The organism is Pseudomonas sp. TAE6080, from assembly GCF_018732265.1.
GTDB classification, from domain to species: domain Bacteria; phylum Pseudomonadota; class Gammaproteobacteria; order Pseudomonadales; family Pseudomonadaceae; genus Aquipseudomonas; species Aquipseudomonas brenneri.
This window is the reverse complement of the sequence record NZ_JAHIDY010000001.1, coordinates 133,565-147,700: the sequence shown is the minus strand read 5'-3', so window position 1 is coordinate 147,700 and position 14,136 is coordinate 133,565. Positions and strand designations below refer to the sequence as shown.

The window sequence follows — 14,136 nt, the reverse complement described above, 5'->3', positions numbered from 1 at the left end:
TTCAGGATTGCGCTTGGGTAAGGTTAGTCAACTCAGGGTCTTTGCTCGGTGGTTCGTTGAGCACCACGCGCTTGATCGGACCGACGATCACCAGATAGCTGAACACCGCCACCAGCGCGTTGGCACCGACGAACACCAGGGCCCACTTGAACGAGCCGGTGGTGCTGATGATGTAGCCAATCACGATCGGCGTGGTGATCGAAGCCAGGTTGCCAAAGGTGTTGAACAAGCCACCGCTGAGACCGGCGATCTGTTTCGGCGAGGTGTCGGACACCACCGCCCAACCCAGTGCGCCAACGCCTTTGCCGAAGAAGGCCAGGGCCATGAAGCCGACGACCATCCATTCCACGTCCACATAGTTGCAGGCAATAATGCTGCTGGAGACCAGCAGGCCGGCAATGATCGGCGCCTTGCGTGCGAAGGTCAGGGAATGGCCCTTGCGCAGCAGGTAGTCGGAAATCACCCCACCCAAGACACCGCCAATAAACCCGCAGATTGCTGGCAGCGAGGCGATAAAGCCGGCCTTGAGGATGGTCATGCCACGATCCTGCACCAGGTACACCGGGAACCAAGTCAGGAAGAAGTAGGTAATGCCGTTGATGCAGTACTGGCCCAGGTACACACCGAGCATCATGCGATTGGTCAGCAACTGGCGGATGTAATCCCACTTCGGCCCGTCGGTTTTCTTACCCTTGGCCTTGTCCTGATCCATATCGACCATCGCCCCGTTGGCGGCGATGTGATTGAACTCGGCCTCGTTGATCAGCGGGTGCTGGCGCGGACTGTAGATCACTTTGAGCCAGATCAGCGAGAACACGATGCCGATCACACCCATCACGATAAACACATGCTGCCAGCCGAAGCTGTAGACGATCCAGCCCATCAGTGGTGCAAACAACACCGTGGCGAAGTACTGCGCCGAGTTGAAGATCGCCGAGGCCGTACCGCGTTCGGCGGTGGGGAACCAGGCCGCGACAATCCGCGCATTGCCGGGAAAGGAAGGCGCTTCTGCCAGGCCGACCAAAAAGCGCAGCATGAACAGCGCAACCACGGCGGTGGAGACGCCGAACTCACCGACATAGCCTTGCAGCACGGTGAACAGCGACCAGGTGAAGATGCTCAGGGCATAGATTTTTTTCGAGCCGAACCGGTCCAGCAGCCAGCCGCCGGGGATTTGCCCGGCCACATAGGCCCAACCGAATGCAGAGAAGATGTAACCGAGGGTGACCGCGTCGATGCCGAGGTCTTTTTGCAGGCTGGAACCTGCGATGGCGATGGTGGCACGGTCGGCGTAGTTGATCGTGGTCACCAGGAACAGCATGAGCAAGATCAAATAACGGACGTGCGTCGGCTTGGTCGCTTGCATGTAGATGTACTCCCACTAATTATTTTTTTTGCGGGTAATGGTTGTGTGTTGCGTAACGCAGGCCCCTGTAGGAGCGAGCTTGCTCGCGAAAAACGTCAACGATAACGCGTACATCCAGGTAGGACATGTCGCCCTGAAGTTTTTCGCGAGCAAGCTCGCTCCTACACAAATCCCCCCTTTCCGGGGGTTGGGCTTATGAACCGATGTAGCTGGTTTTCACCACGGTGTAGAACTCTTGCGCATAGCGACCTTGCTCACGCGAACCGTAGGATGAACCCTTCCGGCCACCAAAGGGAACGTGATAATCCACACCCGCCGTCGGCAGGTTGACCATCACCATCCCGGCCTGGGAGTGGCGCTTGAAGTGGTTGGCGTATTTGAGCGAGGTGGTGGCAATGCCCGCCGACAGCCCAAACTCGGTGTCATTGGCCATGGCCAGCGCCGCCTCGTAGTCCGCCACGCGTACCACATTGGCCACGGGGCCGAAGATTTCTTCACGGCTGATGCGCATGGCGGCTTCGCTGTCGGCAAACAGCGTCGGCGCCAGGAAGTAACCTTCGGTGTCGCAGGTCACCAGGCCACCACCGCTGACCAGCCGCGCGCCTTCGCCCTGGCCGATGTCGATGTATTTCAAGTCCTGGTCCAATTGGGCCTGGGACACCACTGGGCCAATATCGGTCCCGGTATGCAGGGCATGCCCGACCTTGATCGACTGCATACGCTCGGCCATGGCCGCGACGAACCGGTCATGAATCCCCGCCGTCACGATAAAGCGACTGGACGCCGTGCAACGCTGGCCGGTGGAGTAGAAGGCGCTCTGCACCGACAACTCGACGGCCTGCTTGAGGTCGGCATCATCGAGAATGATCTGCGGGTTCTTGCCACCCATTTCCAACTGCACCTTGGCCTGGCGCGACACGCAACTGACCGCGATCTGCCGCCCTACGCCCACGGAGCCGGTGAAGCTGACGCCATCAACCTTCGGACTGTTGACCAGCGCATCACCGACCACGCGGCCACTGCCCATCACCAGGTTGAACACGCCACTGGGGAAGCCGGCGCGGGAGATGATTTCTGCCAGCGCCCAGGCGCAACCGGGCACCAGTTCCGCCGGTTTGAGCACCACGCAGTTGCCGTAGGCCAGGGCCGGGGCGATTTTCCAGGCGGGGATGGCAATCGGGAAGTTCCACGGGGTGATCAGGCCTACCACACCCAAGGCTTCACGGGTGACTTCGACATTGACCCCAGGACGCACCGACGGCAGGTAATCACCGGACAGACGCAGGCATTCGCCAGCAAAAAACTTGAAGATATTGCCGGCGCGGGTCACTTCGCCAACGGCTTCGGGCAGGGTCTTGCCCTCTTCGCGGGCCAGCAGCGTGCCGAGTTCTTCACGGCGCGCGAGGATCTCGCTGCCGACTTTATCCAGGGCGTCATGCCGGGCCTGGATGCCGGAAGTCGACCATGCCGGGAACGCCGCGCGGGCGGCGTCGATGGCGGCGTTGACCTGGGCCAGGTCGGCCTTGGCAAAATCGCCGATGACATCCGACAGATCCGACGGGTTGATGTTGCTTGAGTAGTCAGCACCGGCCACCCATTGGCCACCGATGTAGTTGTCAAAACGCTTGGCTTGGGACACGAATCTTCTCCTGACGCAAAAAGCCGCTGATCACTCAGCGGCTTTGTTATTGGGTTACTGCGCGCCTTGCTTATCGATCAGCGCAGCCAGGGCTTCGTACTCTTCCGGCAGCAGATCGGTCAGCGGGGTACGTACCGGGCCTGCGTCATAACCGACGATTCTTGCGCCCGCCTTGACAATGCTCACGGCATAACCGGCCTTGCGGTTACGGATATCCAGGTAAGGCAGGAAGAAGTCGTCGATGATCTTATCGACGGCGGCGTGATCTTCCCGGGCAACTGCGTGGTAGAAGTCCATCGCGGTTTTTGGAATGAAGTTGAACACCGCCGAGGAATACACCGGCACGCCGAGGGCCTTGTAGGCCGCCGCGTAAACCTCAGCAGTCGGCAAGCCGCCCAGGTAGCTGAAGCGATCCCCCAGACGGCGACGGATCGAAACCATCAGCTCGATATCACCCAGGCCGTCCTTGTAGCCGATCAAGTTCGGGCAACGTTCGGCCAGGCGCTCCAGCAGTGGAGCGGTCAGGCGGCAGACGTTGCGGTTGTAGACCACCACGCCAATCTTCACCGATTTGCACACCGCCTCAACGTGGGCGGCGACACCGTCCTGGCTGGCTTCGGTCAGGTAGTGCGGCAGCAGCAACAGGCCCTTGGCCCCTAGGCGTTCGGCTTCCTGGGCGTATTCGATGGCCTGGCGCGTGGAGCCGCCAACACCAGCAAGAATCGGCACGCTGGTGGCGCAGGTATCAACAGCGGTTTTCACCACTTGGGAATATTCACTGGCCGCCAGGGAGAAAAACTCACCGGTGCCGCCGGCTGCAAACAGAGCGCTGGCGCCGTAAGGGGCCAGCCACTCCAGGCGTTTGATATAGCCAGCCTGGTTGAAATCACCCTGGGCGTTGAAATCGGTCACCGGGAAAGACAGCAGGCCGTGGGAGAGGATGGACTTCAGTTCTTGTGGATTCATTATTCGAACACCCTGGGTAAAGACTATCGATGAACAGTTATTGTTGATGTCGTACGTCATCGTACAACTATAAAAGCGTTCGTCAATATTATTTCGTCGCTTGCCAGGATTTTGCGTTCGTTTATAGAGAGCGCCTTGACGTAGGAAATTATTCCTCTATTCTCGCAACAGCTGTATATACATACAGCTAACAAGGAAGAGTCCTACGACATAGCAAGGAGCTAACATGTCAGAACTTAAATCGATCAACACCGAAAACCCTATCCCTTCCCTGCGTTTCGAGGGCGGCGAGCACACCGCTATTGGCGATGACACCCAACTGCGCTTTGTGCGGGGAGAGCCTTCTATTCCGGGCGCTAAAGTCGAGTTGCACCTGCCCAACGGCCTGGCCCTGACCTATGGCCAGATCATCTCCCTGGGGGGTGATTTCTACGGTATCCCCGGTCAACCCATCAGTGACGGCGCGTCACCCGCTGAGCGCGTGCAGCGCTTTACCGCGGCCTTTAACTCGCTGGCAACTTTGCCGGCATCGCGGGCCGAAGCGGGCCAAATCCTCGCGGTCATGCAAAAAGAGATCAATGCAGTCAAGCAGGCCATCAAGGACGGCAAACAACCGCACGAGGCCTATGATGCGTTAGGAGATACGTTGTCTGAAGAGTGGAACCGTATCACTGGCGGCGGCAGCGTCGTATCAGCGATGGTGCCACTGGGTCGCTATCTGAAGCTGGCGGCAGACAATGCCGACCACTTTGGCGAATGGGCGCTGTCAGCCTACCTGGCCGGGCATACCGCCGCCCTGCAACAAGCGGTAGTAGCTCACCAGAGCGGCAGTGATCAGCAATTGGAATTGGCCTACGCCATGAACAGCTTTGCCGATCACTTTCTGACCGATCTGTTCTCCGCCGGCCACCTGCGCGTCCCGCGCAAGCAACTGGCGGCGGTGGTCACACCGGGGGAATTGGGTTCGCTGATCAGTCGTTTTATGCACGATGAAGACAGCAAGTTCGGGCTTAACGTGCGCAACGCACTGGGCGATGAATGGCATGCCTATGGTGACAAGCGCTATTTCGATAGCAACGATGCCGCCAACCGCACCCAGGTCAAGCGTGCCGTGCAGGCTTCGGCCGACGAGATATTCGACGCGTACATCAGCGGTATCGCGCCCTCCCCAGCCACGTTCAAGGCACCGCTGCATGTGCCGGACCTGAATGCGGCGAACAACCCGGCGAATAACTTTTCGCCGCTGTTCAAGGCTGAAGGCGACAAGGTGTTGCGGCGCAAGGACGTCAACAACCTGAATGACAAGCAGTGGACCAATGATTGGTGGGGTTGGAGTACGTATTTGTTGCTTAAGGACTACAAGCCGAATACGCCTACAACTTAAGAGCCCTGGGCCCCATACGCGCATGGCTTGCGTGTGGGGTACCGCTTATCGGAACTGTGAATTCTGACAGTATCGATCCACTTTCGCCCCCCCTAACGTAGCGTTGTCTTCACGAGGCCATCTAAGCAACGTGTCGAGAACCGCCCTCCACAATCTCCTTCTTGATCAATGAGGTTTATCATGGCGAATAAAGTTAAGGTCAATTTTAAAGGAACCAAAAAAACTCATACTTCCAACATCAGCGTTGAAGATCTACCCAACACAGGCGACTTTGTCATTATGGATGGGGAACGTTATAAGATCATCGAAAAGACATTCATTTACGACGCCAATGGACTGGTAGAGAGCATTACGCTTGACCTAGAATCAGCCTAAGCACTTCAACGCATTACCGCTGCGCCTGCGCCTCTTCATGAGCCTGGCGCAGCCGCTCCCGACTGTTAGTCAAATGCAACCGCATCGCCGCCCGCGCCGCATCCGAATCCTGGCGGGCAATCGCCTCGTAAATCTCTTCGTGCTCACGGCTCAGGCGGCTCATGTAGTGCTGCTGGTCATCATGGGCCAGGCGCGCTGAATTCAGGCGGGTCCGCGGGATGATGCTGGTGCCCAGGTGGGTCATGATATCGGTGAAGTAGCGGTTGCCGGTGGACAAGGCAATCTGCAGGTGGAACTGGAAATCCGAGGCCACCGCATCGCTGGCGTGCGCCGCACTTTCATTCAAGGCATCGAGGGCCGCGCGCATCGCCGCCAGTTGCTCGTCACTGCGACGCTGGGCCGCGAGACCGGCGGACTCCACTTCCAGGCTGATACGCAGCTCCAGGATCGCCAGTACATCACGCAATGTCACCACCGTGGCTGGATCAATGCGAAACCCGCTGGGGCTCGGCGTATCCAGCACAAAGGTGCCGATACCATGCCGGGTCTCCACCTGCCCGGCCGCCTGCAAGCGCGAGATCGCCTCGCGCACCACCGTACGACTGACCCCATGGGCATCCATGATCGCCGACTCGGTGGGCAACTTGTCGCCACGCTTGAGCTGGCCGTCGCGGATCTGCTCGGACAACACCGTGACCAATTCCTGGGCAAGGCTGCGGCGCTTGCGGGGAAGACGCGGGGCGGTGCTGAGGTTTTCCATGGGTAGCCAACTATCTCGATGATCCAAAGGCGCATCATAGCCCAAGCGGGTTGTACGATCACCGTTCACCATGACTTTGTAGCGGGCAAAAAAATGCCCCGGCCAAAGCCGGGGCATTTTATTCAGCACACACCCGCAGGCTCATGCTCTGTCACTTCACCACTTTCAAGCTCGGCCGGCCGGTAGGGCGCGGAGGCTCGGAGTCTGGTGGCGGCAGGTCATCATCTTCAACTTCGATCGTTTCGTCGTCTTCAAGAGACGACTCCAGATCAAACACCATGCCCTGGCCATTCTCCCGGGCATAAATCCCCAGGATCGCGCCGATAGGCACATAGAGCGTATGCGGTACCCCGCCAAAACGCCCCTCAAAGCTGACCGCTTCATTGTCCATGTGCAGTTGACGTACGGCACTGGGCGAAACGTTCAGGACAATCTGTCCATCACTGGCAAAACCTTGTGGCACCTGCACCGCAGGAAACTCGGAATTGACCAGCATGTGCGGGGTGCAATCGTTATCCACAATCCACTCATAGAGCGCGCGGACCAGATAAGGTCGACTGGAGTTCATCAACGGCTCCTTAAGCCTTAGCGCATATCGCGTTCGACGCCAGACAGACTTGCCTGGAAAGCCTCACGCGCAAACTGGCGCTCCATGTAATCAAGCAGCGGCTTGGCAGGCCGCGGCAATTCAATGCCCAGAATCGGCAAACGCCAGAGTATGGGTAATAGGCAGCAATCGACCAGGCTTTGTTCCTCACTGAGGAAAAAAGGTTTGTCGGCGAACAGCGGTGAAACGCCGGTCAGGCTCTCGCGCAATTCCTTGCGCGCCTGCACACGGGCCGCTTCTTTGCTGCGTGTATCCAGAATCAGATCCACCAGCCCACACCAGTCACGCTGGATCCGATGGATCAGCAGGCGGCTGTTGGCACGTGCCACGGGATAAACCGGCAGCAAAGGTGGATGGGGGTAACGCTCATCCAGATATTCCATCACCACGGTTGACTCCCACAACGCCAGGTCACGATCGACCAGGGTGGGCAAGCTGCCGTAAGGGTTCACTTCGATCAGTTTCGGCGGATGACGTCCCACCTCCACACTGATGATCTCGGCGCTGACACCCTTCTCTGCGAGCACGATGCGTACTCGGTGGGAATAGTGGTCGGCGGGGTCGGAGTAACAGGCCAACCGATTGGTCACGCCCATGGCGGTCCTCCTCGCTTGTTGAAATTATCGAAAGCTCAAAAACGAGCGCGCCCAGAAAGCATCTCCCGTAACACCTGGATCAACCAGAGCGTTACCCGTTCAGAGACGTCGCTGGGCGCGCAAGATTAACAGCAATTGCCTAAGGTTGGATCAATGCACATCCTTCCAGTATTCACGCTTGAGCAAATAAGCGAATACGAAGAAGAAAGCCAGGTACAGCAACACATAGGTACCGATGCGCTGATGCTCCAGTTTGACCGGGTTGGCGGAGTACGCCAGGAAGGTCACCAGGTTCTTGACCTTCTCGTCGAACTGCTCCTCGTTCAGCGCACCGCTCTTGGGCACGATGGTCAGTTGATCACAAGCTTCATGGGTCAACGGCGTGCCGGTCAGCGGGTCATATTGCTTCTTGCCGTTTTCAACGACTTGAACCTGCTTGCATCCTACCACCTGGCGACCTTGCAGGCCGACCAGCACGTTAGGCATGCCAACGTTCGGGAAGACCTTGTTGTTCACACCCCAGGGGCGTGTCGGGTCTTCGTAGAACGACTTCAGGTAGCCATACAGCCAGTCGGTACCACGTACACGCGCCACCAGGGTCAGGTCGGGCGGAGCAGCGCCGAACCAGGCCTTGGCGTCGGCTGGTTGCATGCCGATGTTCATATGGTCGCCAATCTTGGCGCCCGTAAACACCAGGTTGCTGAGCATCAGGTCATGCGGGATGCCCAGGTCATCGGCAACGCGCTCGTAACGCTGGAACTTGGCGCTGTGGCAGCCCATGCAGTAGTTGGCGAACGTACGGGCGCCGTCTTGCATGGCCGCCTTGTCAGAAACGTCGATGTCGACTTTTTCCAGTTCAACACCTGCACCGGAAGCAAAGGATAGGGCCGGCAGGGCAGCAAGAATCAATGCAGCGAATAATTTTTTCATCAGCCAGTCACCCTTTCCGGAACCGGTTTTGTCTTCTCAAGCCGGGTGTAGAACGGCATCAGAATGAAGTAGGCGAAGTACAGGAAGGTGCAGACCTGCGACAGCAACGTACGCTCAGGGGTTGGCGCCAGTACACCCAGCACGCCCAGGATCACGAACGAGATGCAGAACACCCACAGCCAGATCTTGCTCAGCCAGCCTTTGTAGCGCATGGACTTGACCGGGCTACGGTCGAGCCACGGCAACACGAACAGCACGGCAATGGCTGCACCCATGGCGATAACGCCCATGAGCTTGTCGGGAATCGCCCGCAAAATGGCGTAGAACGGGGTGAAGTACCAGACCGGGGCAATGTGTTCCGGGGTCTTGAAGGCGTTCGCCTGTTCGAAGTTCGGTTTTTCGAGGAAATAGCCGCCCATTTCCGGGAAGAAGAACACAATCGAGCAGAACACAAACAGGAACACCACTACGCCGACGATATCTTTCACGGTGTAGTAAGGGTGGAAAGGAATGCCGTCCAGCGGAATGCCGTTCTCGTCCTTGTGCTTCTTGATGTCCACGCCGTCCGGGTTGTTCGAGCCCACTTCGTGCAACGCCAGGATGTGCAGCACCACTAGGCCGAGAATCACGATCGGCAAGGCCACCACATGCAAGGCAAAGAAGCGGTTCAGGGTGATGCCGGAGATCAGGTAGTCACCACGGATCCACTGGGTCAGGTCGTTGCCGATGACCGGGATCGCACCAAACAGCGAGATGATCACCTGGGCACCCCAATACGACATCTGGCCCCAAGGCAGCAGGTAGCCCATGAAGGCCTCTGCCATCAGCGCCAGGTAGATCAGCATGCCGAACACCCACACCAGCTCACGTGGCTTCTGGTACGACCCGTAGAGCAAGCCACGGAACATGTGCAGATAGACCACGATGAAGAACGCCGAAGCGCCTGTGGAGTGCAGCAGACGCAGGATCGAGCCGTACTCGACGTCACGCATGATGTATTCGACGGAAGCAAACGCCTCTTCTGCCGACGGGGTGTAGCTCATGGTCAGCCAGACACCGGTAACGATCTGGTTGACCAGCACCAGCAGTGCCAGGGAGCCAAAGAAGTAGAAGAAGTTAAAGTTCTTCGGCGCGTAATACTTGCTGAGATGGTCTTCCCACATTTTGGTGGCGGGGAAGCGCGCATCCACCCAATCCATGAACTTGCTCATTACGCGCTCTCCTTATCGACACCAATGACAATAACGTCGTCAGATTCGTAGTTGTGCGGCGGAACCGGCAGGTTCAACGGGGCAGGCTGGGACTTGTAGACGCGACCGGCCAGGTCGTAGTGGGAACCGTGGCAAGGGCAGAAATAACCGCCAACCCAGTCCTTGCCCAGGTCCACAGGCGCGACTTCCGGGCGGAAGGTCGGCGAGCAACCCAGGTGCGTGCAAAGACCGACCAGCAGCAGAATTTCTGGCTTGATCGAACGCGCTTCGTTTTGGGCGTAGGCGGGTTGCTCGGAATTCTTGGACTCGGGGTCAGACAGCTGGCCCTCGATCTTCTTCAGATTCCCCAGGATTTCCTCGGTACGACGAACGATGAATACTGGCTGGCCGCGCCATTCAGCAATCATCTGCTGGCCTGGCTCGATCTTGCTGACATTCACCTTCACCGGTGCACCTGCGGCTTTCGCCTTGGCACTGGGAAACCATGACCCCACGAACGGGACCGCAGCCCCCACCGCTCCTGCAGCACCCACCACGGATGTGGCTGCTACCAAGAAGCGACGCCGGCCTGCATTCACGCCGTCATTGCTCATTCAGTCCTCTCCCATCAGCTTTTTGGCCTGTTAAATCAGGCGTCTACTAAGTATTAAATCTGAACTTATAAAAATTTTGCCGAATGGTAATGAAAAGCCCCACCTCTGACAAGGTAATTACCCGAAGCCCAAGCTCCAAGCCTTGTAGTATAGGGGGTCTACGGATGTGGCAAGTTGTCACACAGAAAAAACCTGCATAAAACGCGGGCAATAAAAAACGCCCAGCTCCGTGAGGAGGCTGGGCGTTTTTGTGGAACGTAAAGCGAATTAACGCTTCGAGTACTGCGGACGCTTACGCGCTTTACGCAGACCGACTTTCTTACGTTCAACTTCACGGGCATCGCGAGTCACGAAGCCAGCTTTGCGCAGAGCGCCGCGCAGGGTTTCGTCGTACTGCATCAGAGCGCGAGTGATACCGTGGCGGATTGCGCCAGCTTGACCACTTACACCGCCACCGATAACGGTGACGTAGATGTCGAACTTTTCAACGGTCTCGGTCAGTTCCAGCGGCTGACGAACTACCATGCGGGCAGTTTCGCGACCGAAGAAATTTTCCAGAGTGCGGTTGTTGATCGAGATGTTACCAGTGCCCGGACGCAGGAAAACGCGTGCGGTTGCGGTTTTGCGACGGCCAGTGCCGTAATTTTGAGTCGCCGACATAATGAACTATTCCGTTAAAACTTCAGTTCTTGGGGCTGCTGAGCAGCATGAGGGTGAGCAGCGCCCGCATAGACTTTCAGCTTGCGATACATGTCGCGACCCAGTGGGCCCTTCGGCAGCATACCTTTAACCGCGATCTCGATCGGGGCTTCAGGCTTCTTGGCAATCAGGCCTTCGAAGTTCGAAGACTTGATACCGCCTGGGAAACCGGAGTGACGGTAGTACATTTTGTCGCTTGCTTTGTTGCCGGTTACACGAACCTGCTCAGCGTTGATGATCACGATGTAGTCACCGGTATCAACGTGAGGGGTGTACTCAGGCTTGTGCTTGCCACGCAGACGGCTGGCGACTTCAGTGGCCAGACGACCCAGGGTCTGACCAGCGGCGTCGACGACAAACCAGTCGCGCTGAACTGTTTCCGGTTTTGCAGTAAAAGTTGTCATTCTTTAATAGCCTCAGGGGCCGCCCTGTAAATTAGACGGCGGATCTTACTGAATAGTGCGTACTTTGACAAGTCAAAGGCAGCCGGATACAGACGCTATCGGGGGCTCGGGTCAGCGCGTCCGTTCAACGGCAAGATTCTTCGGCAGGCGGCGCATCACTTCCACTGCAGAAAGAGGTGGGCAATTATGCAGATTGCGAAAAAAAATTCAACCTGCTTTTATGATTGTTTTGCCGAAGGAGCACCCGATGAAGTATCGACAGCTGGGCCGGACCGACCTGAACGTGAGCGAGATCTGCCTCGGGACCATGACCTGGGGTGAGCAGAATACCGAGGCAGAGGCCTTCGCCCAGATCGAACGGGCCAAAGGCGCGGGGATCAACTTCCTCGATACAGCCGAAATGTACCCAGTGCCGCCCAAGGCCGACACCTATGCCACCACCGAGCGCTACATTGGCAATTACTTCAAGAGCCGAGGCGACCGCGCCGACTGGATCCTCGCCAGCAAGATCGCCGGCCCCGGCAATACCATCGACTACATCCGCGATGGCCAGCTCAAGCACAATCGCAAACATATCGTCGAGGCCCTGGATGCCAGCCTCAAGCGCCTGCAGACCGACTGGATCGACCTGTACCAACTACACTGGCCGGAGCGCAGCACCAACTTCTTCGGGCAATTGAGCTACAAGCACAAGGATGAGCCCGACCTGACGCCGCTGGAAGAAACCCTTGAAGCGCTCGATGAACAGGTCAAGGCCGGCAAGATCCGGCATATCGGCCTGTCCAACGAAACGCCGTGGGGCACCATGAAGTTCCTGGCCCTGGCCGAAGCCCGTGGCTGGACCCGCGCCGTGTCGATCCAGAACCCCTACAACCTGCTCAATCGCAGCTTTGAAGTAGGCCTGGCGGAGATTGCCATCCGGGAACAATGTGGCTTGCTGGCGTATTCGCCGTTGGCCTTCGGCATGCTCAGCGGCAAGTATGAAGGTGGCGCACGGCCGGCAAAGGGCCGCTTGAGCCTGTACAGCCGCTTCAGCCGCTACTTCAACCCGCAGTCGGAAGCGGCTTGCAGCCGTTATGTGGCCCTGGCCCGCGAGCACGGCCTGGACCCGGCGCAGATGGCCCTGGCGTTTGTGACGCAACAGCCGTTTGTGACCAGCAATATCATTGGTGCCACGACACTAGAGCAATTGGATAGCAATATCGCGAGTGCCGAGCTGAAACTGTCGAAAGAGGTGCTGGAGGGGATTGAGGCGATTCAGAAGGACCATCCCAACCCTGCGCCTTGATTGATCTTTAAGCCGCCTTCGCGAGCAAGCCCGCTCCCACATTCGACTGTATTCACACATCAAAATGTGGGAGCTGGCTTGCCTGCGATGAGGCCCTCAAAGGCACTGAAGATTTACAATGCCCGCGCAATGATCTCCTTCATGATCTCGTTGGTCCCCGCATAAATGCGCTGCACTCGCGCATCCGCCCAGGCCCGGGCAATCGGGTATTCCCACATATAGCCGTAGCCGCCGTGCAACTGCACACACTCATCGAGCACCTTGCATTGCAGGTCGGTGGTCCAATACTTGGCCATCGCCGCCGTGGGCACATCCAGCTTGCCTTGCAGATGCAACTCCAGACACTTGTCGACAAACACCCGGCCGATCTGCACCTCGGTGGCAATCTCCGCCAGTTTGAAACGGGTGTTCTGGAAGTCCGCAATCGCCTTGCCAAACGCCTTGCGCTCGCGGGTGTAGTCCAACGTCCACTGCAATGCAGCTTCGGCCGAGGCCAGGGCGCCGATGGCCACGGTCAGGCGCTCCTGGGGCAGCTCCTGCATCAGGTAGGCAAAGCCCATCCCGGCCTGGCCCAACAGGTTCTCCTTGGGTACGCGTACATCCTGGAAGAACAGCTCGGAGGTGTCCTGGGCCTTCATCCCGACCTTCTCCAGGCGCTTGCCCTTGTCGAAGCCCGGCGTATTGGCCTCGACCAGGAACAGGCTGGTGCCCTTGGCGCCGGCCTTAGGGTCGGTCTTGGCCACCACAATCACCAGGTCTGCGAGGAAACCGTTGGTAATAAAGGTCTTGGAGCCATTGATCACATATTCGTCGCCATCCAGCACGGCGGTGGTCTTGACCCCTTGCAGGTCGGACCCGGCGCCCGGCTCGGTCATGGCAATCGCCGTGACCATCTCCCCGGAGACCAGCTTGGGCAAATACTTGTGTTTGAGCACCTCGCTGCCGTAATGCAGGATATACGGCGCAACAATGTCCGAATGCAGAGAAAAACCGATCCCGGTCAGGCCCAGCCGGCCGACTTCTTCAATCACCACGGTGCTGTAGAGAAAGTCCGCGCCCAGGCCGCCGTACTCTTCCGGCAGATGGGAACAGAGCATGCCCGCCTCCCCCGCCTTGCTCCACAGGTTGCGATCAATATGCCCCTGCTTTTCCCATTGCGCGTGGAACGGCACCGCGTCTTTTTCGAGGAAGGTGCGCACGCTCTGGCGAAAGAGTTCGTGCTCCGAGCTGAACAAGGTTCTGGGAATCATGGGTCACCTGCGTCGATTGTCAGACAAAAACAAGATCACAGAGCCTAAGCTGCACGGCCGTCACAGGA

At 58.1% G+C, this 14,136-nt stretch carries 15 protein-coding genes; 3 read left to right on the top strand and 12 right to left on the bottom strand.

Annotation, left to right across the window (positions count from 1 at the left end; translation table 11 throughout):
- Window position 1: 1 nt before the first annotated feature.
- The 3 genes from KL786_RS00690 to kdgD all read right to left on the bottom strand — a co-directional run bounded on the left by KL786_RS00690 (window position 2) and on the right by kdgD (window position 3,971).
- Entirely contained in the window at window positions 2–1,366 is a 1,365-nt protein-coding gene (locus KL786_RS00690; protein ID WP_215516391.1) for an MFS transporter, read from the bottom strand.
- A gap of 193 nt (window positions 1,367–1,559) precedes the next feature.
- On the bottom strand, window positions 1,560–3,005 hold the full coding sequence (locus tag KL786_RS00685) for an aldehyde dehydrogenase family protein (RefSeq protein WP_215516390.1): 1,446 nt from the start codon (window positions 3,003–3,005) through the stop codon (window positions 1,560–1,562).
- Between the two features lie 54 nt (window positions 3,006–3,059).
- Window positions 3,060–3,971 carry a 5-dehydro-4-deoxyglucarate dehydratase gene (kdgD, locus tag KL786_RS00680; RefSeq protein ID WP_215516389.1) on the bottom strand — a complete coding sequence of 304 codons (912 nt, stop codon included), beginning with the start codon at window positions 3,969–3,971 and terminating at the stop codon, window positions 3,060–3,062.
- A gap of 226 nt (window positions 3,972–4,197) precedes the next feature.
- On the opposite strand from kdgD, the gene KL786_RS00675 reads away from it, so the two are divergent.
- Both KL786_RS00675 and KL786_RS00670 read left to right on the top strand, forming a co-directional pair.
- Complete coding sequence (locus KL786_RS00675; protein ID WP_215516388.1) at window positions 4,198–5,355, top strand: phospholipase; 1,158 nt, start codon at window positions 4,198–4,200, stop codon at window positions 5,353–5,355.
- Window positions 5,356–5,535: 180 nt separating this feature from the next.
- Window positions 5,536–5,730 carry a hypothetical protein gene (locus KL786_RS00670; RefSeq protein ID WP_215516387.1) on the top strand — a complete coding sequence of 65 codons (195 nt, stop codon included), beginning with the start codon at window positions 5,536–5,538 and terminating at the stop codon, window positions 5,728–5,730.
- Window positions 5,731–5,743: 13 nt separating this feature from the next.
- On the opposite strand, the gene KL786_RS00665 is transcribed toward KL786_RS00670, so the two are convergent.
- From KL786_RS00665 to rplM, 8 genes are all read right to left on the bottom strand, one after another.
- Entirely contained in the window at window positions 5,744–6,490 is a 747-nt protein-coding gene (locus tag KL786_RS00665; protein WP_215516386.1) for a FadR/GntR family transcriptional regulator, read from the bottom strand.
- 151 nt (window positions 6,491–6,641) lie between these two features.
- Window positions 6,642–7,058, bottom strand: a complete 417-nt coding sequence (locus tag KL786_RS00660; RefSeq protein ID WP_215516385.1) for a ClpXP protease specificity-enhancing factor — start codon at window positions 7,056–7,058, stop codon at window positions 6,642–6,644.
- 17 nt (window positions 7,059–7,075) lie between these two features.
- Window positions 7,076–7,693 carry a glutathione S-transferase N-terminal domain-containing protein gene (locus KL786_RS00655; protein ID WP_027604841.1) on the bottom strand — a complete coding sequence of 206 codons (618 nt, stop codon included), beginning with the start codon at window positions 7,691–7,693 and terminating at the stop codon, window positions 7,076–7,078.
- Between the two features lie 150 nt (window positions 7,694–7,843).
- The gene (locus KL786_RS00650; protein ID WP_032860119.1) at window positions 7,844–8,623 is read right to left on the bottom strand and encodes a cytochrome c1; all 780 of its coding nucleotides are present in this window, start codon (window positions 8,621–8,623) and stop codon (window positions 7,844–7,846) included.
- Entirely contained in the window at window positions 8,623–9,834 is a 1,212-nt protein-coding gene (locus tag KL786_RS00645; protein WP_003188526.1) for a cytochrome b, read from the bottom strand. Before KL786_RS00645 ends, KL786_RS00650 begins: the two co-directional genes overlap by 1 nt.
- Window positions 9,834–10,427 (bottom strand): ubiquinol-cytochrome c reductase iron-sulfur subunit, encoded by a 594-nt coding sequence (gene petA, locus KL786_RS00640; protein ID WP_032860120.1) that lies wholly within the window; start codon window positions 10,425–10,427, stop codon window positions 9,834–9,836. Before petA ends, KL786_RS00645 begins: the two co-directional genes overlap by 1 nt.
- A 267-nt stretch (window positions 10,428–10,694) precedes the next feature.
- Window positions 10,695–11,087, bottom strand: coding sequence for a 30S ribosomal protein S9 (rpsI, locus tag KL786_RS00635; RefSeq protein ID WP_003216038.1), 393 nt, complete (start codon window positions 11,085–11,087; stop codon window positions 10,695–10,697).
- 14 nt (window positions 11,088–11,101) lie between these two features.
- On the bottom strand, window positions 11,102–11,530 hold the full coding sequence (rplM, locus tag KL786_RS00630) for a 50S ribosomal protein L13 (RefSeq protein ID WP_029291908.1): 429 nt from the start codon (window positions 11,528–11,530) through the stop codon (window positions 11,102–11,104).
- A gap of 247 nt (window positions 11,531–11,777) precedes the next feature.
- On the opposite strand from rplM, the gene KL786_RS00625 reads away from it, so the two are divergent.
- Entirely contained in the window at window positions 11,778–12,818 is a 1,041-nt protein-coding gene (locus KL786_RS00625; protein WP_215516384.1) for an NADP(H)-dependent aldo-keto reductase, read from the top strand.
- A 113-nt stretch (window positions 12,819–12,931) separates the two neighbouring features.
- Here KL786_RS00625 and KL786_RS00620 read toward each other — a convergent pair whose 3' ends face one another.
- Window positions 12,932–14,068, bottom strand: coding sequence for an acyl-CoA dehydrogenase family protein (locus KL786_RS00620; protein ID WP_215516383.1), 1,137 nt, complete (start codon window positions 14,066–14,068; stop codon window positions 12,932–12,934).
- Window positions 14,069–14,136: the final 68 nt, after the last annotated feature.